Origin of the sequence: Amycolatopsis sp. lyj-346, assembly GCF_046548975.1 — a bacterium.
Classification (GTDB): domain Bacteria; phylum Actinomycetota; class Actinomycetes; order Mycobacteriales; family Pseudonocardiaceae; genus Amycolatopsis.
The window spans coordinates 47,981-67,916 of sequence record NZ_JAJPWT010000021.1; the positions used below are offsets into that span (position 1 = coordinate 47,981).

Consider the following 19,936-nt stretch of genomic DNA (forward strand, 5'->3'; position numbering starts at 1 on the left):
CTGTCCTGCTTCTCAGTCGTAGTAACCCTTTTCGAGGTCGTCCAGCAGTCCCGGCTGCGTGGGCCGCCAGCCCAGCAGCTCCCGGGTCGTGGTGGCCGACGCCGGCTGGTCGAGGGCCAGGATCCCGCCGAGGAAGCCGAGCTGCCCGGCGGCCACGGACGTGACCGGCAGGCCGAGGCGGCGCCCGACCACCTCGGCGACGTCGCGGATCGGTACGCCTTCGTCGCCGACCGCGTGCAGCACCGCGCCCGCCGGGGCCCGTTCCAGCGCCAGGCGGAACAGGTGGGCCGCGTCCAGGACGTGCACCGCGGGCCAGCGCTGCGTCCCGTCGCCGACGTGAGCCGCGATGCCCTGCTCGCGCCCGAGGGCGACCAGGCGGGCGATGAGCCCGTGGGCGTCACCTTCGCCGTGCACCGAACGCGGCAGCCGGACGAGGGACGCGCGGACGCCGCGTTCCGCCGTCTCGAGCACGGCCCGGGCGATGTCCGCCCGGCCGGCCACCGGGCCCGCGAAGACGGCGTCGTCCGCCTCGGTCGCCGGGCGGCCGGGCACCATCGGCGTCCCCGAAGCGGCGACGAAGGCCTTGCCTCCCAGCACGGCGGTCATGGCGGCGACGGCGGCCGCGTCGGTCCGGATCGCGGCGTCCACCCGGCTGAAGTCGTGCCCGAAGGCGAGGTGGACGACACCGTCGGCGCCGTCCGCGCCGGTTCGGAGGACGTCGAGATCGGTGAGGTCGCCGCGGAGGACGCCGGCGCCCGTGGCGGCGACGACGGCAGCCGCCTCGTCCGATCTCGCCAGCCCGGTGACCTCGTGCCCGGCCTCGAGGAGTTCGGGCACGAGGGCCCGGCCGATCCAGCCGGACGCGCCGGTGACGAACACACGCATGAGCTTCTCCCTGGTGATGACACTTGGTGCCATCACCATAGCACCGCGATGACACCAGGTGTCATCGCCTAGGCTGAGGACATGAGCCGCTGGGAGCCGAACACGCGCGAGCGACTGCTCGACGCCGCGCTCGACCTGTTCGCCGAGCGGGGGTACGACAGCGTCACGGTCGCCGAGATCGCGGAGCGGGCCGGGCTGACGAAGCGGACCTTCTTCCGTCACTTCACGGACAAGCGCGAAGTGCTCTTCGCGGGCCAAGAGGTGTTGAGCCGGATCTTCGCCGAGGCGATCGCCGAAGCGCCGTCGCCGGCCAGCCCGGTGGAGGCGGTGGCGGCGGGCCTGACGGCCGCGGCGGCGGCCTTCGGACCGCAGCGGCGCGACCGGGCACGACAGGTCCAGTCGGTGGTCGCCGGCCACCGTGACCTGCGCGAACGTGAACTGCTCAAGCACGCGACGTTGACGGCCGCGATGGCCGGCGCCCTGCGTGCCCGCGGAGTCCCGGACCCGACGGCCGGCCTCGCCGCCGAAATCGGCGGCCTCGCTTTCACGACGGGTTTCACCCGCTGGGTCGCACCCGGCAACGAGCGGGAGTTCACCGAGCTGGTCCGCGAAGCCTTGGCCGAGCTGGTGGCGGCGACGGCCGCACTCGGCTGACTCACCGGATCAGCGCTACCGCGCCACCCGGCCCGCGAACAGCTCGGCCAAGCTCGCGAAGCTGTCCGACCCGTGCCCGGCCGCGCTGACCCGTTCCATCATGGACTTCAGCAGCTCCGGCAACGCGTTGTCCACGCCACGGGCCTCGGCCGCGTGGATGAGGTGCCCGATGGCCGCGACCTGCACGTCGACGGTGGCGTCGGCACCGGGATAGCGGCCCTCGTCCACCTGATCCGCATACCGCGTCAAGAACCGGTTCACCGTCCCCAGCCAGCGGACGGCCACCGGCGTGAACTCGGCCGCGGGTGTCTTCTCCGCGCCCACCAGCGTCGCGCCGTGGAGCCAGCCCGCCATCGCCGACCACATCAGCCCCAGCAGGGCCGCGTCGTACAGGGCCGCCCGGCCCGGGTCCGCCCCGAGGTACACCGGGTCGCCGAGGGCCGCCAGCACCTGCTCGTGCGCGTCGAACACCGGCCGCGGCCCGCTGTACAGGAACATCACCTCGGCCGAGCCCACGCCTTCCGGGGTGGTCATGATCGCGCCGTCGAGGTAGCCGGCCTCCCGCGCGCCGAACCAGCCGGCCGCCTCCGCCGCCTGCTCCGGCGAACCGGACGTCAGGTTGGCGAAGTCCTTGCCGCGCAACGATTCCGGCTCGAGCACCGCGCGCAGTACGGCGTAGTCGAGCACGCACGCGACGACGAGCGGGCTCGCCGCGATCGCCTCCCCGGGCGAAGCCGCGAGCCGGGCTCCCCGCTGCGTCAACGGCACCGCCTTCTCCGCCGTGCGGTTCCAGACGGTCACCGGGTGACCGCGGTCCAGCAGGGCACCGGCCAATGCCGAGCCCATCGCGCCCAGGCCGAGAACGGTCACAGGCTGCTTCATTTCCTTGCTCCTCAACGGGTTGGTGATCGTGTGCCGCAACATTCGCAGCGCGGTCCGAGTCCTACCAGTGGCACCACTGACCCACGCCACCAAATTCCTGCCATAGGATCGGGTCATGAGCGCCGGATCCGTCGCCCTGGTCGTGCCCGAGGAGATCGGGCTGCGGTCCTGGGATCTGTACGAAGTGAGCATCGCGGCGACCGTGTTCGGCGTCCCGCAGCCCGACCTGGCCGATCCGTGGTACGACCTGCGGATCTGCGGGGTCGGCTCGCCGGCGTCGGAAACACCCGGCCTGGCCCTGCGGACGCCGTACGGGCTCGAAGGCCTCGAAGGCGCCGACACGGTCATCGTGCCTTCGGTCCCCGACGCCTGTGTCGAGGACGGCGTACCGGTGCCCGAGGACCTGATCGCGGCCCTCCGCAACGCCCACGCCCACGGCGCGAGGATGGTGTCGCTGTGCACCGGTGCCTTCGCGCTCGCCGCGGCCGGGCTGCTCGACGGCCGTCCCGCCACCGCGCACTGGATGCACGCCGCCCAGCTCGCCGAGCGCCACCCGGCGGTCCGGGTCGACGACTCGGTTCTCTACGTCGACGACGGCGACGTGCTGACCAGCGCCGGGATGACCGCCGGGCTCGACCTCTGCCTGCACCTCGTCCGCCGCGACCTCGGCGCGCACGTCGCCAACCAGCTGGCCCGCCGGCTGGTCGTCCCCGCGCACCGGCCCGGCGGCCAGGCGCAGTTCGTCGACCTCTCCGTCCCCGCCGCCGACGACCAGGGCCTCGCCCCGGTGCTCGACTGGGCCCGCGCCCACCTCGACCGCCCCCTCACGATCGAGGACCTGGCCCGCCGGGCCGCGGTCAGCCCGCGCACCTTCTACCGGCAGCTGCGGCGCGCCACCGGGACGACCCCGCTGCAGTGGCTGCTCGACCAGCGACTGGCCCGGGCGCAGACGCTCCTGGAGTCGACCGGGCTCCCGATGGAGAAGGTCGCGGCACTGAGCGGCCTCGGCACCGCGAACAACCTGCGTCACCACTTCCTCAAGCAGTTCGGCGTGTCACCAGGCGATTACCGGCGGGCGTTTCCCCGGCCGTCCTCTGTGGACACCTGGTTGCCCGGGAATTCTTTCCGGCCGGAAACTGTTTCGCGCTCAACTTAATCTTTCGTGTGAATCCGGCAAACGGGTGGCATCGCCCGCCTCGGCCACTGCACTCTGTATTCAGGGGACCCGGTCGGCCGAGGGGGGATTTCGGCCGGCCGGGTGCCCGCCGAGAGGCGGGCTTTTTTTCACACGGGAGGGGACCCGAATTGAGTGTCGATCTGTCCACCACGCTGTCCTGGACCACGGCGACCGGCGATGCCGCGACGATGCTCGGCGAACTGCAGCCGAACATCCTCAAGGCCCACGTCCGCGACCACCTGTCCGCCCTGTTCCTCGCCTTCGGCGACGCGGCGGAAGCGCGTGCTTTCCTCGTCACGGTCACCGGGAAGATGAAGTCCGCCAAGACACACCTCGACGAGGTGAGCGCGTTCAAGGCCGGGACCGGCGCGAGCACGCCGTACGTCGGCGTCGGGCTCACCGCGGCCGGCTACCGCGCCCTCGGCGTCGAGAACTTCCCGCAGGACGAGGCGTTCCTGCGCGGGATGACGGCACCGGACACGCGGCGGAAGCTCGACGACCCGCCGCGCTCGACGTTCGATCCGGGCTACCGCGACGAAATCCACGCCGTCGTGCTCGTCGGGGACGCCACCGACAAAACAACGACAGCTCGCCGCAACGAAATCCTCGGTCTGCTGCCGGATTCGGCCACCGTCCTCGCGGAGGAAACCGGCCTCGGCCGGGTCAACGCGCGCGGCGAGGGAATCGAGCACTTCGGGTACGTCGACGGCCGCAGCCAGCCGCTGTTCCTCACCGAAGACGTCGACGCGGAGAAGAACAACACCGACGGGATCAACGTGTGGAACCCCGCGGCGCCGCTGGAGCAGGTGCTGGTTCCCGACACCGCGGCACCGGATCCCGGCGTGCATTTCGGCAGCTATTTCGTTTTCCGCAAACTGGAACAGAACGTCCGGCGGTTCAAGCAGGCCGAAGCGGATCTGGCCGACACGCTCGGCCTCGACGGCGAAGACCGCGAGCGGGCCGGGGCGATGATCATCGGCCGGTTCGAGGACGGCACGCCGCTGACCACGCAGCGGGAAGACGGCGCGGAAAGCCCGGTGTCGAACAACTTCACCTACGACAGTGACCGCGCCGCGCTGAAGTGCCCGTTCCAGGCGCACATCCGCAAGACGAACCCGCGTGGCTCCGGCGGCGCCGAAGACCCGGCCGACGAGCGGCGGCACCTGATGGCCCGCCGGGGCGTCACGTACGGGGAGCGCCCGGACGACCCGAACGCCGACGTGCCGCCCGCGGCGCGGCCGAGCGGCGGGGTCGGCCTGCTGTTCATGACCTTCAACTCCGGCCTGGGCAACCAGTTCGAGTTCACGCAGGCGATCTGGGCGAACAACCCGCGCTTCCCGATCGTCGACGGCGTCACCCCGGGGCCGGACCCGGTGATCGGCCAGGGCGAGCGCGGGTCGTCGGACTACACGGTGGATTGGGGCGGCTCGGCGCAGCGGACGGCCGGTCCGGTACCGCAGTCGGTGACCCTGCGGGGCGGCGAGTACTTCTTCATGCCCTCGCTGGCTTTCCTGCGCGCGCTCTGACCGCCGGAGGCCACCGCTTCAGCCATGGCGGTGGCCTCCGGCGGCGTCGAGCAGGTCGAACGCGAGCAGCCCGGCGCCCAGCCGCCCGGCTTCGTCGCCCAGCTCGGCGATCCGCAGCTCCGGCAGCCGCTGGAAGGTCAGGTGCGCGGCCAGCCACTCGCGCACCGGCTCCAGCACGTAGTCGGCCGCCGTGAACAGGCCGCCGCCCAAGACGATCACTTCCGGGCCGAGCAGCGTCAGCAGCGTCCGGATGCCGTGGCCGAGCCCGTCGAGCGCGTCCTGGACGACGGCGACCGCGACCTCGTCACCGCGGCGGGCCAGCTCGACGACCTCGCGTGCGCCGTCGGCCGGGCGCCCGGTGCGTTCGGTGTAGCGGCGGGCGATCGCGGCCGCCGACGAGATGGCCTCCAGGCAGCCCGTCGCGCCGCAGCCGCACTTGCCGGCGTGGCCGACGTCGATGTGCCCGACCTCGCCCGCCTGCCCGTGCGCGCGGTGGATCCGGCCGTCGAGCAGCAGCGCGGCGGCGATACCGGTGCCGACGGGGATGAACGCCGCGTTCGTGGCGCCCCGGCCGGCGCCCACCCGGAACTCGGCGATGCCACCGGCGGTGACGTCGTGGCCGAACGCCACCGGCAGCCCGAGCCGCTCCTCCAGGAGTTCGCCGAAGTGGACTTCGCGCCAGTCGAGGTTGGCCGAGAAGTGGCAGATGCGGGTCTCCTCGTCGACGATCCCCGGCACCACCACACCCACCGCCGCGGGCTGCCCGGTGCCCGCCTGCTCGGCCAGCGCGGCCACGATGTCCACGGTCTGCGCGGCCAGCGCCGTCCCGTCCGCGCTGCGCGCCGTCTCCGCGCGCAGTGCCGCCTTGGGCTGGAGCTGCTCGTCGAGCAGAGCCGCCTTGATCGTCGTCCCGCCCACGTCGAGGGCGGCCACCATTCGAGTCACCGCGGCATTGTCACATTGACGCGCCCCGAACGGCGGACCTACGCTCAACCGGCCAGACGACGGATTCCGGAACGCGGTGCAAGTCCGCGCGGTCGCGCCACTGTGACCCCCGCCAGGGGGAAGCCAGACCCGGACCGTCGTGATCGACCCCGATGAGGCCGCGAAAGCCCGAGGAGGCCACACATGACCCAGACGGCAGCTCCCGCCGTTCCGCTCCCGATCCGTATCCCGATCCGTGAGATCGTGCCGTGGGCGGTGTTCGTGGTGCTCCTCGCCATGATCGCGCTGTACTTCGTGAGCGCCGAGCAGGGCGCCACCGCGCTGTTCGCGAACATGTACGTCCACGAGTTCGTGCACGACGGCCGGCACCTGCTGGCCTTCCCCTGCCACTGATCGGCAGGCCTGCGCTCCCATGATGAAAACCCTGCTGGTCCGCGGCATGCTCGCGGGCCTGATCGCCGGCGTGCTCGCGTTCGGGTTCGCCTACGCCTTCGGCGAGCCGTCGGTGAACGCCGCCATCGGGCTCGAGGAGTCCGGCGGCCACGCGCACTCCCACGACGCGTCCGCTGCTGCTCCTTCTGAAGAAGAGCTCGTCCCCCGCGACATCCAGAGCACGCTGGGGCTCCTGACCGGCGTGCTGGTCTACGGCGTCGCGATCGGCGGCCTGCTCTCACTGGCGTTCGCGTTCGCCCAGGGACGGCTCGGCTCGTTGCGCCCCCGGGTGACGGCACTGCTGCTCACGGCGGGCGCGTTCACGGTGGTGTTCCTGGTCCCGTTCCTGAAGTACCCGGCCAACCCACCGGCGGTCGGCCAGCCGGGCACGATCGGTGCCCGCACGGAGCTGTACTTCGGCTTCGTCGCGGTTTCGCTGCTCGTCGGCATCTTCGCCACGGTGTTCGGCCGCAAGCTCGCGGACCGAGTGGGAGCATGGAACGGCTTCCTCCTCGCCGCGGCGGCCTACCTGGTGGTGATCGGCGTGGTGGCCTGGCTGATGCCGGCGGTCGACGAGGTCCCGCCGACGTTCCCGGCCTCGACACTGTGGAGCTTCCGCACGGCCTCGGTCGGCACCCAGGTGACGCTGTGGCTGGCGCTGGGCCTGGCGTTCGGAGCATTCGCGGAGAAGTCACTGAACCGGCGGACCGCAGTAGCGGCCTGAGCGGCCGGGTTCGCTTGATGACCGGAGCGCTGGGGGCTCCGGTCATCACGGCGGTGCTGGGGTGGGCTTCGGCACCGCCGCGCCGGTCCGGCCAACACCGGACCGGCGCACCCACACCCGCGAACCGGCCATCGCATCGCCGTCAAGGCAGCGAACCCGGCCGACAACACCCGGCCGGCGAAGCGCCCGGCCGACAAGGCGGCAAACCCCGCCGGCCAAGCACCCCGCCCGGCGACGGGGCATCCTCCGGCCGCCCCCAAGCCCCGCCGCCGAGATCCCGGCCGGTGGCAGTCCGTTCCCTGCCGGGCTAAGGCGCGCCCGGCGGGACGAACGCCAGGTCCGGCGGCGCCCCGCGCTCCAGCAGCGTCCGCAGCATCGCCGTGTCGAGGTGCTCGTCGACCGCGTCCGCGAGCTTGTCCAGCATTTCTTCGCGCAGCTCGCCGAACCCGGGCGCGTCCGGCGCCGGCGTCCACCGGGCTCCCGCCTGCGCCGCCGCTTCGGTGAGCCACGCGCGGCGAAAAGCGTCGTTTTCGAAGGCGCCGTGCCACATCGTGCCCCAGACCGGTCCGGCGCATTGTCCGTCCAGAAAGGACTCCGCCGGGGCCGTGGTGGTCACCGAGCCGTGGTGGATCTCGTAGGCGTCCACCGGATGGCCGCGCCAGGCCCCCGCCGGCCGCGCGAGCACCTTCTCCGCGGCGAACGTCACCCGTCCCGGCAACAGGCCGAGGCCCGCCACCTCGCCCGCCCCGGACTCAATGTCGTCCACAATGGATTCCGTGAGCATCTGGTAGCCGCCGCAGATGCCGAGGACGGGACGGCCCGCGGCGGCCCGGGCCGTCACCGCCGTGTCGAGACCGCGGTCCCGCAGCCAGGCCAGGTCGGCCACGGTCGCGCGCGATCCGGGCAGCACCACGACGTCCGCCGCCGCCACGACGTCGGGGTCGGCGGTGAGCGTCACCGTGACCCCGGGTTCGGCGGCCAGCGCGTCGACGTCGGTGGCGTTGGACGCGCGCGGGAACCGGACGACCGCCACCCCGAGGCCACCGCCGGGCGCTTCGCGGCGCCAGCCCGCCGCGGCGAGGGCGTCCTCCGAGTCGATCCACACCCGGTCCAGCCACGGCAGCACGCCCAGCACCGGCCGTCCGGTGACCTTCTCGAGGCTGTCGAGGCCGGGCCGCAGCAGCCCGACGTCGCCGCGGAACTTGTTGACCACCCAGCCCGCGACGAGCGCCTGGTCCTCGGCCGAGAGCAGCGCGAGGGTGCCGAACATCGCCGCGAGCACGCCGCCGCGGTCGATGTCGCCGACGACCAGCACCGGCAGCCCGAACCGCCGCGCGAGGCCCATGTTGACGTAGTCGCCGCCGCGCAGGTTGATCTCCGCCGGGCTCCCGGCCCCTTCGCAGACGACGACGTCGTAACGCGCACTGAGGTCCCGAAAGGCCCCGAAGGCGATCTCGGCCAGGCCGGCCCGGCCGGTGGCGTACTCCCCCGCTTCGAGCGTGCCGAACGGCTTCCCGAGCGCGACGACGTGGCTGCGCCGGTCACTGCCCGGCTTGAGCAGCACCGGATTCATCGCCGCCTCGGGTTCCACCCCGGCGGCCCGCGCCTGCACCCACTGGGCGCGGCCGATCTCGGCCCCGTCGGCGCAGACCATCGAGTTGTTGGACATGTTCTGCGCCTTGAACGGCGCAACCCGCACCCCCCGCCGCGCAAGCCACCGGCAAATCCCGGCGGTGACCAGGCTCTTCCCGGCATCGGACGTCGTCCCGGCGACGAGCAGGCCCCTCATCGCCGGTTGTCCACAGCCAGGCCGGCATCGGCGCAGTTGTCCACAGATCGCCGAGCGGCGGTTCTCCCCGGCCGGGGACCGATAGACTGGACAGGGGCCGCCCCCCAGGGAGTGGTGGGGGCTGCGATGGCGGCGATGGCCACCGCGGCCAGGCCCACCAGCCGGGACAAGCGCACTGCGCGCCGCAGGTCTGCCGGCTCGGGGTCTCGGCCTTCGCCGAGGCGGGCGCGGCTCTCCACCTCGCCGCCGTAGCTGTTCGTTCCGCCGAGGCGGATGTCCAGTGCGCCCGCGAACGCCGCTTCCACCTGGCCCGCGTTGGGGCTCGGGTGGCGGCCGCCGTCGCGGCGCCACACCCGCCAGGATTCCCGCGCCCGGCCGCCCGCGCACAACGCCGTGAGCGCCGCCCCGATCCGCGACGGCACCAGGTTGACGACGTCGTCGGCGCGTGCCGCGGCCCAGCCGAAGCGGCGGTAGCGCGGCGAGCGGTAGCCGACCATCGCGTCGAGCGTGTTCAGTGCGCGGTAGCCGAGGAGGCCGGGCATTCCGGCGACGGCGCCCCAGAACAGCGGCGCGACCACGGCGTCCGAGGTGTTCTCGGCGATCGACTCGGTGGCCGCGCGGGTCAGCTCGGCGGAGTCGAGCGTGGTCGCATCGCGTGCGCAGAGGTGCGAGAGCCTCTGACGCGCTTCAGGCACTTCGCCCGCTTCGAGCAGGCGGGCCATTTCGGCGCCTTCGGCGGCGAGGCCGCGTCCGCCGAGCACCACCCACGTGGACGCGGCGGTGAGGACGAAGTGCGCGAAGGGGCGTCGTCGTGTCGCCGTCTGAAGCGCGGCGCCGAGGCCTACGGCGCCGAAGGTGCACAGAGCCGCGTACGCGGCTCCGCGTGGCTTCGAATCAGACCACAGACGGTGTTCCAGACGAGCCGCGGCGGTGCCGAACAGAGCTACCGGATGGCCCGTTCGGGGGTCACCGAACAGAGCGTCGGTTACGTATCCGGTCACGAGTCCGGCCGCGGTTGTCCCTAGACGGAGTGGCACGTGGCGCACGGTAGCGCGTGCACCAGAATGCCGGGTATGACTGTGCCCAATGCCGCCTCCGCGAAGAAACGTACGTCGGCGGGGCTGACGCACCGGCTCGCCGGGTATCTCGAATCCCTGGCTCGCGCCCTCCGCCGGTACGGGCGCGACGAAGGCAAGGTGCTGGTCCTCGGCGGCGTCCGCTCGGGGAAGTCACGGCACGCCGAGCGGCTCGTCGCCTACCACCCCCACCTCGTCTACGTCGCGCCCGGCCTGCCCGCGGGCGGAGACGACCCCGAATGGGCCGCACGGGTGGCCGCGCACCAGGCGCGGCGGCCGGCGAACTGGAAGACCGTCGAGACGACCGACCTCGCCGGGATCCTGCGCACGGCGACCGAGCCGCTGCTGATCGACTGCCTCGGCACCTGGCTGTCCCGCGTGCTGGACGACGTCGGCGCGTGGCGGCAGAAGCCGGGCTGGGAGCACCGCCTGGACGACCGGCTCGAGGACTTCCTGGCCGCGTGGGCCGCGGCACGGGTGCCGGTGGTCGCGGTGAGCAACGAGGTCGGCAGCGGTGTGGTGCCCGCAACGTCGTCCGGGCGGCTGTTCCGTGATGTGCTGGGCGCACTCAACAACCGGGTGTCCGCCGACGCCGACCGGGTCGTGCTGGTCGTCGCGGGCCGGGCGCTCGACCTGTAGCCAGGAGGCGCCCGTGTTCGACGTACCCGTGCCCGACCCCGCCGCCCGCACCGCCGCGCTGGAGCGGCTCGACGGCCTGGTCAAGCCGGTCGGTGCGCTGGGCAGGCTGGAGGAGATCGCGGCCTGGTTGTCCGCGGCGCACGGCAGCGTGCCGCCGCGCCCGCTGGACGACGTCCGCGTGGTCGTCTTCGCGGGCGACCACGGCGTCTCGGCGCTTTCGGCGTACCCGCGCGAGGTGACCGCCGCGATGGTGCGGGTGTTCCTGGCCGGCAAGAGCGGGGTGAACGTGCTGGCCGCGCAGGTCGGGGTGCGCGTGCGGGTTGCGGACATCGCCGTCGACTGGGACGGCGCGGACGTGCCGCCGTCGGTGACGGCGCACAAGATCCGCCGCGGTTCGGGTTCGATCGACGTCGAGGACGCATTGCTGCCGGGCGAAGCCCAAGCGGCGTTCGAAGCGGGCCAGGCGATCGCCTTGGAGGAGCGCGACGCGGACGTGCTGATCCCGGGCGACATGGGAATCGGCAACACGACGGTGTGCGCGGCGCTGGTGGCGGCCTCCCTCGGCCTGCCGGCGACGGAGGTGGTCGGCACGGGAACGGGCGTCGACGCGGCAGGGCTGTCCCGGAAGACGGAAGCGGTGGCCGCGGCGTTGTCACGGACTTCGGGCCGCGTCGAGGACCCGTTCGACAGGCTGACGGCGCTGGGCAGCGCCTGCATGGCAGCGACGGCGGGCTTCCTCGTCCAGGCGGCGGTGCTCGGAATCCCGGTGGTCCTCGACGGCGTGTTTTCCGGCGCGGCGGCGTTGGTGGCGCGGGACATCGCGCCGGGCGCGGAGCAGTGGTGGCTGGCCGGGCACCGTTCGACGGAACCCTCGCAGGCCTTCGCGTTGAAGGCACTGGGGCTGGAGCCGATCTTGGACTTCGGCCTGCGGCTCGGCGAGGGAAGCGGAGCGGTCCAGGCGGTCCCCGCCCTGCGAGCGGCCCGGGCCATCTTGGCCGACATGGGCTTGCTGGCCGACCTGGCATGAAAAGCGCAGCCCCCCGCCCTCCCCGGACCGGGTTCCGGCAGAGCCGATCGCCAGGTGGCCGGTTGCGGCGACCGCGGGGCGTCGGGGCTGTCGCCGGTGTCGACTCGTCCGGGCCGGCTGAGGTCCCGGATGAGTCATTCGCGACGTTCGAAACCCGCTGCCGCACCCGGCCGATCCCGGCGGCATGGCTGCCCGGCCGACGTCACCGGAAACCGCGCCCACCCGCCGGGGGCGCCCCCCGGGTCCAGTCTATCGGGCCTCTACCTGGCAAAACGGCCGCTCGACGATCTGTGGACAACTCCGTCATCGCCGGCCGGGCTGGGGACAGCCCGACGTGAGCCGGTGGGTTGATGCCGTTCGGCTGGCCGTCGGGACGCTGACCACTGTGCCGGTTCCCGCTCCTCGGGTGATCGATCGGGGGGTTGCCGGGCGGGCCATGGTGCTTGCTCCGCTGGCCGCTGTTCCGCTGGCCGCTGTTGCCGGCGGTGTCGTCTGGGCCGGTTCCGCTGTGGGGTTGCCCGCTCTTGCCACCGCCGCGCTCGCCCTCGGTTCCGTCGCGCTCGGCAGCCGGGGGCTGCACCTCGACGGGCTTGCCGACACCGCTGACGGCCTGGGTGCCTCCTACGACCGGGCCAAGGCTCTCGACGTCATGCGGCGCGGGGACTCCGGGCCCACCGGGGTGGCCACGCTCGTCCTGGTTCTCCTTGTCCAAGCCGGTGCCTTGACCGCCGCCAATCCCGTCACGGCGGCCGCGGGCGTGCTTATCGGCCGGTGCACGTTGTCGATGGCTTGTGCGCGAGGGGTTCCGACTGCGCGGACGGACGGGCTCGGCGCCGCCGTCGCCGGCTCGGTGCCGCGTGGTGCCGCGGTCGCCGTCGGTGTGGCCGCGGCCGGCCTGGCCGTGCTGCTGCCCGGGCTGCCGTGGTGGCGGGGGCCGCTTGCGGTCGGCCTCGCCTACGCCGTCGCCGGCGCGCTTCTGTGGCGGTGCACCAAACGGCTCGGCGGCATCACCGGCGACGTCCTCGGCGCCGGTGTCGAAACCGCCGTGGCGGCCGCTCTGCTCGCGTTGTCAACCTAGGCCCGTTGCCCGGCGTGTACCTGGTAAAGGAGGTTCACCCTGGGCACCGAAACCGCCGTCGACCCGGCGGAACTCTTCCGCACACACCGCCCCGGCCTGGTCCGGCTGGCCGTGCTGCTGCTCGGCGACCGCGGGCTCGCCGAGGACGTCGTGCAGGACGCCTTCGTCGCGCTCGTCCGCCGCTGGCCGCTCGACGACCCGGCCGGGGCGGGCGGCTACCTCCGCGTCTCGGTCGTCAACGGTGCCCGCTCCGCGCACCGGCGCGCGGCACGGCGGCTGCGGCACCGGCCCGGCGACCGCGACGACGTGCCGCCCGCCGACGCCGGCGTCCTGCTCGGCGAGGAGCACCGGGAGGTGCTGGCCGCCGTGCGCCGGCTGCCGCGGCGGCAGCGGGAGGTGCTCGTGCTCCGCTACTGGACCGGTCTCTCCGAAGCCGAAATCGCCGACACGCTCGGCGTCTCGCGCGGCACCGTCAAGACCTGCGCGTCCCGCGCGCTGGCCAAGCTGGAGGGAGCACTCCGATGACCGACGTCGAGGATCGCCTGCGCAACGCCTTCCACGCCCTCGCCGACACGGTGGACGTCCGGCCGGCGCCACGCCCCTCGCCCCGGCGACGACCGGCCGCCCCGCTGCTGGCCGCAGCCGCGACAGTGCTCGTGGCCGGCGTGATCGTCGTCGTTGCGGCCACCCCACTCGAACCGAAGCCCGCACCGCCCGCCGCGCCGACGTCCGCACTTACCCCGGCGCCCACTCCGGTGACGCTGCCGAACTTCGCCCTCCTGACGCACTGCGGTGTCGACGAGGCGAAGATCGGTGACCGGTTCTACGAGGCCGAGACGCCGCTGATTGACCCCGCCCGCAGCTCGCCTCCCGGCTGGGACAACCCGTACCAGGAAGGCACGATGACGCTCACCTCACCGGACTCCGCGGTGTTCCGCGACCACTTCGGCCACGAGGTCCGGTTCCGCCAGCGACCCGGCGCGACGGAGTTCAAGCACATCTGCGAGTAACCGAAACTGTCGTACCCCCTCCTTAGCGTGATCACCGTGAATCGGACCGATCGTCTCTACGCCCTCGTCGAAGAACTGCGCGCCGTCGCGCCGCGGCCACGCAGTGCGCGCTGGCTCGCGCGCCGGTTCGAGGTGAGCGTCCGCACCGTCGAACGGGACATCAGCGCCCTGCAGCAGGCCGGCACGCCGATCTACGCCGAGCCCGGCCGCACCGGCGGCTACTGCCTCGACAAGGCGCACACCATGCCGCCGGTCAACCTGACACCCGGCGAGGCCGTCGCCATGGCGCTCGCACTGAAGCACCTGGACGGCACCCCGTTCCGCGCGGAAGCGGGCTCGGCCCTGCGCAAGCTCGTCGCGGCGATGCACGAGGACGACGCCGCCGAGGCCCGCGAGCTGGCCTCGCGTGTGCACCTGCTCGACAAGCCTTCGCCGCCGCCGATGCCGCGCAAGATCGCCGACGCGCTCGACGCCGGCCGCGTCCTGCGCATCGGGTACGCCGACCGCGAAGGCGCCGTGACGCAGCGCGAGATCGAACCGCTGTCCTACGTCGGCAAACCGGCTCACTGGTACCTCGTGGCCTGGTGCCGGCTCCGCGACCAGGTCCGGGTCTTCCGCACCGATCGGATCACGTCGGTGACCGTCACGGCCGAGGTGCCGAAGTTCCGCCGTCGCACGGACCTCGACATCCCGTACGGCGACGTCGAGCAGCTCAACTTGGCGGGGTGAACACCGAGAAGTGGTTGCCCGCCGGGTCAAGCACGTGCGCGAACGTCACCCCGACGGGATTGACCGCCGGTGGCCGCCGCACCCGGCCACCGGCCGCTTCCGCCCGTTTGCACGCGGCGTCGACGTCCTCGACGAGCACGGTGAAGATCGCGTAGTCCTCCGTTCCCGCGGAGAGCCCGCCGCGCGAGCCGCCGGTGTCGATCACCCGGTAGGCCGGGTCGGTGCTGGCCGACGAGTCCTGGGCGATCTTCCAGCCGAACACTTCACCGTAGAACCGTTCGGCGGCCGCCGGGTCCGCGGCACCGATCTCGAACCAGGCGACGTCGTTGAATCCGGGCATGTCGTCGTTCCTTCCACTGCCACGCCGGGTGTTTCCCGATCTGTGCCCAGTCTCGACGTCGGCGGCGACAACCCCCTGTCGGTGTTTTACGAGACTTTGCGCAACGCCGTCAGGAACGCGTCGGTGGTCGCGCGGTCGCGGACCGCCAGCCGCAGGTGGTCCGGGCCGAGCCCGGGGAACGTGTCTCCGCGCCGCACCGCGTAACCGGCCTCCCGCAACCGCTCGCGAAGCGCCGCCCCGCCCGGAATCCGGATCAGCACGAAGGGGCCGCGGGGATCGCCCAGCACGTCGACGCCCTGCCCGGCCAGGCCCGACACCAGGTACTCGCGGTCGGCCTCCGCGGCCACCGCGAGCTTTTCCGCTTCCTCCAACGCGGACGGGCGGCAGCACGCCACCGTCGCCACGGCGGCCAACGTGGACACCGACCACGGCACCTGGACCGCCCGCAGCCGCTCGACGACGTCCGCGGGAGCGAGCACGTACCCCGCACGCAGCCCGGCCAGCCCCCAGGTCTTCGTCAAGCTGCGCAGCACGACGACACCCGGGTGACCGGCGGCCAGGCTTTCGACCTCGCCGGGCACCGCGTCCAGGAACGCCTCGTCCACCACGAGCAGCCGTCCGGGGCGCGCCAAGGAAAGCAGCGACGCCGCCGGGTGCAGCACCGACGTCGGATTGGTCGGGTTGCCCACGAACACCAGGTCGGCGTCGGACGGCACCGATGCCGGGTCGAGCACGAATCCGTCCTCTTCGGACAGAATCACCCGCGAGACCGCGTGCCCCGCCGCCCGCAGCGCCGCTTCCGGCTCGGTGAACTGCGGGTGCACGACCACCGCGCGGCGCGGCCGGAAAGCCGAGGCCAGCAGCGTGAACGCCTCCGCCGCACCCGCCGTGACCAGCACTTCCGAGGAAGCACGACCGTGGCGCGCGGCGACCGCGCGCACAGCATCCACAGTGGACGGATAAGCGGCGAGCGAGTCCAAAGCGGACGCCAATTCCCGTCGCAGCCATGCCGGTGGCCGGGGCAACCGGACGTTCACCGCGAGATCCACCAGGCCCGGCCCGACCTCACGGTCGCCGTGGTGGTGCAGGTCGTAGTCAGCCATGGGCACGGACCCGCGCCGCGAACCGCCGGGCCAGCTCGGGATGTCCTGCCCAGTGGACGTGCAGGTAGGACGCGTGCAGCGTCGGCGACGCGAAGCCGTCCAGCTGCCGGTCCCAGCCCCAGGCCGCCGAGGCGCCGTGCGACGGCGTCACCTCGGTGCGGTGGAATTCGTGCCCGGTGACGCGCTGGCCGGCCGTCGCCAGCAGGTTGTCCTCGACGGCGACCGCGCGCCGGTAGCCGAGCTTGCCACGGGCGGTCATCTTGGCGTCCGCGGGCAGCGCGCCGACCATGGGCACGCCGTCCAGCGACTGGCACAGGTACAGCAGCCCCGCGCACTCGGCACTCACCGGCATCCCGCCCTGGATGGCCGAAGCCACCTCAGTGCGCAACGCCGTGTTCGCCGACAGCTCCGCCGCGTGCACCTCGGGAAACCCGCCACCGAAGTACAGGCCGGCACACCCGTCGGGCAGCGCCTGGTCCCGCAGCGGGTCGACGTCCACGACCGCCACCCCGCAGGCGGCCAGCAGCTCGACGTTCTCGGTGTAGCGGAAGGTGAACGCCGGACCGCCGGCGGCCGCGACCGTCACCTGTGGACCGTCCATCCCGGACGGTTCCCACGGTGGCGTCGAAAGCCGCGGCGCCCCGGAAGCGATCCGGACGATCGCGTCGAGATCGACGCCGTCACGGACCCACGCGGCGAGCGCGGGCAGCACGTGCTGCGCCTCCGCGGCCCGTTCCGCCGCCGGGACGAGCCCGAGGTGCCGGCTCGGCGCGTGGATTTCTTCGTTGCGGTACAACGATCCCAGCAACGGCACGCCGGTGGCGTCCAGCGCCGATGCGATCTCGTCGCGGTGCCGCTGCGAGCCGAGCTTGTTGAGGATGACCCCGGCGAGCCGCACGCGGTTGTCGTAGTGGGCGAACCCGAGCACGGTCGCGGCGACGCTGCGGGAGGCGGCCGAGGCGTCGACGACCAGCACCACGGGCGCGTCGAGCAGCCGGGCGACATGGGCGGTCGACGCATAACCCTCGGTGCCCAGCGCGCCGTCGAACAACCCCATCACGCCCTCGATCACGGCGATGTCGGCGCCGCGAGAACCGTGCCGCAGCAACGGAACCAGCCGGTCTTCGCCCTGCAGGAGCGGGTCGAGGTTGCGCGCGGGCCGTCCGGTGGCGAGCGCGTGGTAGCCCGGATCGATGAAGTCCGGCCCGACCTTGTGCCCGGACACCCGGTGCCCGGCCGCGCGCAGCGCCGCCATCAGCCCGGCGGCGATCGTGGTCTTGCCGTGCCCGGAACCGGGCGCGGCGACGACCACGCGCGCTACCACTCGATCCCCCGCTGACCCTTCTGCCCGGCGTCCATCGGGTGCTTGACCTTGGTCATCTCGGCGACCAGGTCGGCGGCCTCGACGAGCTCCGGCGGCGCGTACCGGCCGGTGATGACGACGTGCTGGTGGCCGGGCCGCGAGACCAAAGTGGACACGACGTCGTCCACCTCGAGCCAGCCCCACTTGAGCAGGTAGGAGAACTCGTCGAGGACGTAGAAGCCGTGCTGCTCGGCGGCGAGGCGGCGCTTGATCTCCGCCCAGCCTTCGCGCGCGTTTTCCGCGTGGTCGTCTTCGGTGCCGGACTTGCGCGCCCAGCTCCAGCCTTCGCCCATCTTGTGCCACTCGACCGGCCCGCCCTCGCCGGTGTCGTCGTGCAGCTTCCCCAGCGCGCGGAACGCGGCTTCCTCGCCGACGCGCCACTTCGCCGACTTGACGAACTGGAACACGCCGATCGACCAGCCCTGGTTCCAGGCACGCAGCGCCATCCCGAACGCGGCCGTCGACTTGCCCTTCATCTCGCCGGTGTGCACGGCGAGCAACGGGCGGTTGCGGCGCTGGCGGGTGGTCAGGCCGTCGTTCGGGACGGCTTCCGGTTTGCCCTGCGGCATCAGGCGGCCCTTCCGGTCCGGGCGCGGACGGCGGCCGCCAGCGATTCGGCGGCGACGTCGGCGAGGGGAACGTGTTCCGCGCCGAGGTGGGTGGCGAGGTCGGCGGCCAGGCCGAGGCGCATCTTGCCGCTCTCGCAGTCCATGACGATCGTCGTGACGCCGGCCAGGAGCCCGGCCGCGGCCCGGGCGCGCGCGACGGCGTCCGGACCGCTGGTGGCGCGGCCGTCCGTGACGACGACCAGGAGCGGGCGGCGCCGGGGGTCGCGGATCTCCTCGACCCGCAGGACGCGCGCCGCCTCCAGCAGCCCTTCGGCGAGCGGCGTCCGGCCGCCGGTCGGCAGGCTTTCGAGGCGGGACGCGGCCGCGTCGACGCTGATCGTCGGCGGCAGCGCGAGTTCGGCCGCGTCGCCGCGGAACGTGACGAGCCCGACCTTGTCGCGGCGCTGGTAGGCGTCGAGCAGCAGCGACAGGACGGCGGACTTGACCTCGCGCATCCGCGTCTTCGCGCCCATCGAGCCGGACGCGTCCACGCAGAAGAGCACGAGGTTGCCTTCGCGGCCTTCGCGCAGCGCGAAGCGCAGGTCCTCCGGGCGCAGTTCGAGCCCGGCGCCGGCTCGGCCGCGGGCTTTCTGGTGCGGTGCCGCGGCTTTCACGGTCGCGACGAGGTGTGGCCGTCCTTCGCGGACGCTCGCGGGCTGGACGCCGATGGTGCGTCCGCTGTCGGTGATCGCGCGCGAACGGCGTCCACGCTCACCTTCGCCCATGCCCTTGACGCGGAAGACGCGGGCCTTGAACGTCTCGCCGGCCCCGACGGTCTTCTGCTGACCGCCACTCCGGCTCGGCTGAGCCTCGCCTTGCGGCGCGTTCTCGCTCCCCTGCGGCTCGGGTGTTTCCGGCGGCGCCGAACCCGGGCCGGGGCCGTCGTCTTCGGGGCCCGGGTCCGGCTGGGCGTCCTGGAGTGCCTGCTCCAATTGCTCTTCCGAGATACCCGGCGCGTCGAACGGGTTGCGGCGGCGCCGGTGCGGCAGCGCGAGCCGGGCGGCGACGCGGACGTCCTCGGTGGTCACCTCGTCCCGGCCGGCCCAGGCGGCGTGCGCGATGGCCGTCCGCGCGGTGACGATGTCCGCACGCATGCCGTCGACCTCGAAGGACGCGCAGATCTCGGCGATCTGGCGCAGAGCCTCGTCCGGGAGCTTGACGGCGGGCAGAAGCCGTTGCGCCGCTTCGATGTCCACGGCGAGCTGAGCGTCTTCGCCGGCGTACTGCGCGGCGAAGGCGTCGGGATCGGCTTCGTAGGCCAGCCGACGGCGGACGACCTCGACGCGCTGCTCCGGATCGCGGCTGGAGGCGACCTCGACGGTCAGCCCGAACCGGTCCAGCAGCTGCGGCCGCAGCTCGCCCTCTTCGGGGTTCATGGTGCCGATCAGGACGAACCGCGCCGCGTGTGAGACCGAAACGCCTTCGCGTTCCACGGTCGCGCGACCCATCGCGGCGGCGTCCAGAAGCGTGTCGACGAGGTGGTCGTGCAACAGGTTGACCTCGTCGACGTAGAGCAGCCCGCGGTGCGCGGCGGCCAGGAGGCCCGGCTGGAAGTCCGTGACGCCTTCGGCGAGCGCGCGTTCCAGGTGCAGGCTCCCGATGACGCGGTCTTCGGCCGCGCCCACGGGAAGTTCGACCAGCTTCGCGGGGCGCCGGTGGCTCTTCGCGCCGTCGTGCGGACCGTCCGGGCAGAGCGGGTCGGGAGCGGCGGGATCGCAGGAGAAGCGGCAGCCGTCGACGACGTCGACGCCCGGCAGCAGGCCGGCGAGCGCACGCACCATGGTCGACTTCGCGGTGCCCTTTTCGCCGCGCACCAGCACGCCGCCGACGGCGGGCGAGATCGAGGACAGGACCAGCGCCAGGCGCAGGTCCGGCAGTCCGACGACGGCGGTGAACGGGTACGGCTTCAACAGCGCTCCTGAGGTCGGCGACCGGCCGATCATCGCACA

At 72.9% G+C, this 19,936-nt stretch carries 21 protein-coding genes; 11 read left to right on the forward strand and 10 right to left on the reverse strand.

Annotation, left to right across the window (positions count from 1 at the left end; genetic code table 11):
• Window positions 1-12 precede the first annotated feature (12 nt).
• Entirely contained in the window at window positions 13-885 is an 873-nt protein-coding gene (locus ACLJQE_RS40070) for an SDR family oxidoreductase (protein WP_410644866.1), read from the reverse strand.
• Between the two features lie 81 nt (window positions 886-966).
• On the opposite strand from ACLJQE_RS40070, the gene ACLJQE_RS40075 reads away from it, so the two are divergent.
• Window positions 967-1,539: a TetR/AcrR family transcriptional regulator gene (locus ACLJQE_RS40075; protein WP_410644867.1), complete on the forward strand. Its 573-nt coding sequence runs from the start codon at window positions 967-969 to the stop codon at window positions 1,537-1,539.
• 15 nt (window positions 1,540-1,554) lie between these two features.
• Here ACLJQE_RS40075 and ACLJQE_RS40080 read toward each other — a convergent pair whose 3' ends face one another.
• Window positions 1,555-2,421 (reverse strand): NAD(P)-dependent oxidoreductase, encoded by an 867-nt coding sequence (locus ACLJQE_RS40080; RefSeq protein WP_410644868.1) that lies wholly within the window; start codon window positions 2,419-2,421, stop codon window positions 1,555-1,557.
• A gap of 115 nt (window positions 2,422-2,536) precedes the next feature.
• Between ACLJQE_RS40080 and ACLJQE_RS40085 the strand changes: the two genes are divergently transcribed.
• Both ACLJQE_RS40085 and ACLJQE_RS40090 read left to right on the forward strand, forming a co-directional pair.
• Complete coding sequence (locus ACLJQE_RS40085) at window positions 2,537-3,577, forward strand: helix-turn-helix domain-containing protein (protein ID WP_410644869.1); 1,041 nt, start codon at window positions 2,537-2,539, stop codon at window positions 3,575-3,577.
• Between the two features lie 149 nt (window positions 3,578-3,726).
• The gene (locus ACLJQE_RS40090) at window positions 3,727-5,124 is read left to right on the forward strand and encodes a Dyp-type peroxidase (RefSeq protein WP_410644870.1); all 1,398 of its coding nucleotides are present in this window, start codon (window positions 3,727-3,729) and stop codon (window positions 5,122-5,124) included.
• 18 nt (window positions 5,125-5,142) lie between these two features.
• Here the strand turns inward: ACLJQE_RS40090 and ACLJQE_RS40095 are convergent, their stop codons facing one another.
• Window positions 5,143-6,060 carry an ROK family protein gene (locus ACLJQE_RS40095; protein WP_410644994.1) on the reverse strand — a complete coding sequence of 306 codons (918 nt, stop codon included), beginning with the start codon at window positions 6,058-6,060 and terminating at the stop codon, window positions 5,143-5,145.
• 192 nt (window positions 6,061-6,252) lie between these two features.
• On the opposite strand from ACLJQE_RS40095, the gene ACLJQE_RS40100 reads away from it, so the two are divergent.
• Both ACLJQE_RS40100 and ACLJQE_RS40105 read left to right on the forward strand, forming a co-directional pair.
• The gene (locus ACLJQE_RS40100; RefSeq protein WP_410644871.1) at window positions 6,253-6,462 is read left to right on the forward strand and encodes a CbtB domain-containing protein; all 210 of its coding nucleotides are present in this window, start codon (window positions 6,253-6,255) and stop codon (window positions 6,460-6,462) included.
• A gap of 19 nt (window positions 6,463-6,481) precedes the next feature.
• Window positions 6,482-7,225, forward strand: a complete 744-nt coding sequence (locus ACLJQE_RS40105; protein ID WP_410644872.1) for a CbtA family protein — start codon at window positions 6,482-6,484, stop codon at window positions 7,223-7,225.
• A gap of 307 nt (window positions 7,226-7,532) precedes the next feature.
• On the opposite strand, the gene ACLJQE_RS40110 is transcribed toward ACLJQE_RS40105, so the two are convergent.
• Window positions 7,533-9,014: a cobyric acid synthase gene (locus ACLJQE_RS40110; RefSeq protein WP_410644873.1), complete on the reverse strand. Its 1,482-nt coding sequence runs from the start codon at window positions 9,012-9,014 to the stop codon at window positions 7,533-7,535.
• Window positions 9,011-10,051 carry a cobalamin biosynthesis protein gene (locus ACLJQE_RS40115; RefSeq protein ID WP_410644995.1) on the reverse strand — a complete coding sequence of 347 codons (1,041 nt, stop codon included), beginning with the start codon at window positions 10,049-10,051 and terminating at the stop codon, window positions 9,011-9,013. Before ACLJQE_RS40115 ends, ACLJQE_RS40110 begins: the two co-directional genes overlap by 4 nt.
• Window positions 10,052-10,087: 36 nt before the next feature.
• Here ACLJQE_RS40115 and ACLJQE_RS40120 point away from each other — a divergent pair, with 36 nt between their 5' ends.
• The 6 genes from ACLJQE_RS40120 to ACLJQE_RS40145 all read left to right on the forward strand — a co-directional run bounded on the left by ACLJQE_RS40120 (window position 10,088) and on the right by ACLJQE_RS40145 (window position 14,573).
• Window positions 10,088-10,729 (forward strand): bifunctional adenosylcobinamide kinase/adenosylcobinamide-phosphate guanylyltransferase, encoded by a 642-nt coding sequence (locus tag ACLJQE_RS40120; RefSeq protein WP_410644874.1) that lies wholly within the window; start codon window positions 10,088-10,090, stop codon window positions 10,727-10,729.
• A gap of 13 nt (window positions 10,730-10,742) precedes the next feature.
• Entirely contained in the window at window positions 10,743-11,756 is a 1,014-nt protein-coding gene (cobT, locus tag ACLJQE_RS40125) for a nicotinate-nucleotide--dimethylbenzimidazole phosphoribosyltransferase (RefSeq protein WP_410644875.1), read from the forward strand.
• A 361-nt stretch (window positions 11,757-12,117) separates the two neighbouring features.
• On the forward strand, window positions 12,118-12,834 hold the full coding sequence (locus tag ACLJQE_RS40130) for an adenosylcobinamide-GDP ribazoletransferase (RefSeq protein WP_410644996.1): 717 nt from the start codon (window positions 12,118-12,120) through the stop codon (window positions 12,832-12,834).
• A 39-nt stretch (window positions 12,835-12,873) separates the two neighbouring features.
• Window positions 12,874-13,359, forward strand: coding sequence for an RNA polymerase sigma factor (locus ACLJQE_RS40135; RefSeq protein WP_410644997.1), 486 nt, complete (start codon window positions 12,874-12,876; stop codon window positions 13,357-13,359).
• Window positions 13,356-13,844 (forward strand): hypothetical protein, encoded by a 489-nt coding sequence (locus ACLJQE_RS40140; RefSeq protein WP_410644876.1) that lies wholly within the window; start codon window positions 13,356-13,358, stop codon window positions 13,842-13,844. The genes ACLJQE_RS40135 and ACLJQE_RS40140 overlap by 4 nt, the downstream gene beginning before the upstream one ends.
• Before the next feature lie 36 nt (window positions 13,845-13,880).
• A complete protein-coding gene (locus ACLJQE_RS40145; protein WP_410644877.1) occupies window positions 13,881-14,573 on the forward strand; it encodes a helix-turn-helix transcriptional regulator in 693 nt (230 codons plus the stop codon).
• Here ACLJQE_RS40145 and ACLJQE_RS40150 read toward each other — a convergent pair.
• The 5 genes from ACLJQE_RS40150 to ACLJQE_RS40170 all read right to left on the reverse strand — a co-directional run bounded on the left by ACLJQE_RS40150 (window position 14,557) and on the right by ACLJQE_RS40170 (window position 19,897).
• Window positions 14,557-14,913: a VOC family protein gene (locus ACLJQE_RS40150; protein WP_410644878.1), complete on the reverse strand. Its 357-nt coding sequence runs from the start codon at window positions 14,911-14,913 to the stop codon at window positions 14,557-14,559. The two genes, ACLJQE_RS40145 and ACLJQE_RS40150, sit on opposite strands and share 17 nt — an antisense overlap.
• Before the next feature lie 86 nt (window positions 14,914-14,999).
• The gene (gene cobC / locus ACLJQE_RS40155; protein ID WP_410644879.1) at window positions 15,000-16,016 is read right to left on the reverse strand and encodes an Rv2231c family pyridoxal phosphate-dependent protein CobC; all 1,017 of its coding nucleotides are present in this window, start codon (window positions 16,014-16,016) and stop codon (window positions 15,000-15,002) included.
• On the reverse strand, window positions 16,009-17,340 hold the full coding sequence (locus tag ACLJQE_RS40160) for a cobyrinate a,c-diamide synthase (protein WP_410644880.1): 1,332 nt from the start codon (window positions 17,338-17,340) through the stop codon (window positions 16,009-16,011). Before ACLJQE_RS40160 ends, cobC begins: the two co-directional genes overlap by 8 nt.
• The gene (gene cobO, locus ACLJQE_RS40165) at window positions 17,334-17,948 is read right to left on the reverse strand and encodes a cob(I)yrinic acid a,c-diamide adenosyltransferase (protein WP_410644881.1); all 615 of its coding nucleotides are present in this window, start codon (window positions 17,946-17,948) and stop codon (window positions 17,334-17,336) included. The genes ACLJQE_RS40160 and cobO overlap by 7 nt, the downstream gene beginning before the upstream one ends.
• Entirely contained in the window at window positions 17,948-19,897 is a 1,950-nt protein-coding gene (locus tag ACLJQE_RS40170) for a putative cobaltochelatase (protein WP_410644882.1), read from the reverse strand. Before ACLJQE_RS40170 ends, cobO begins: the two co-directional genes overlap by 1 nt.
• Between the last annotated feature and the right edge of the window lie 39 nt (window positions 19,898-19,936).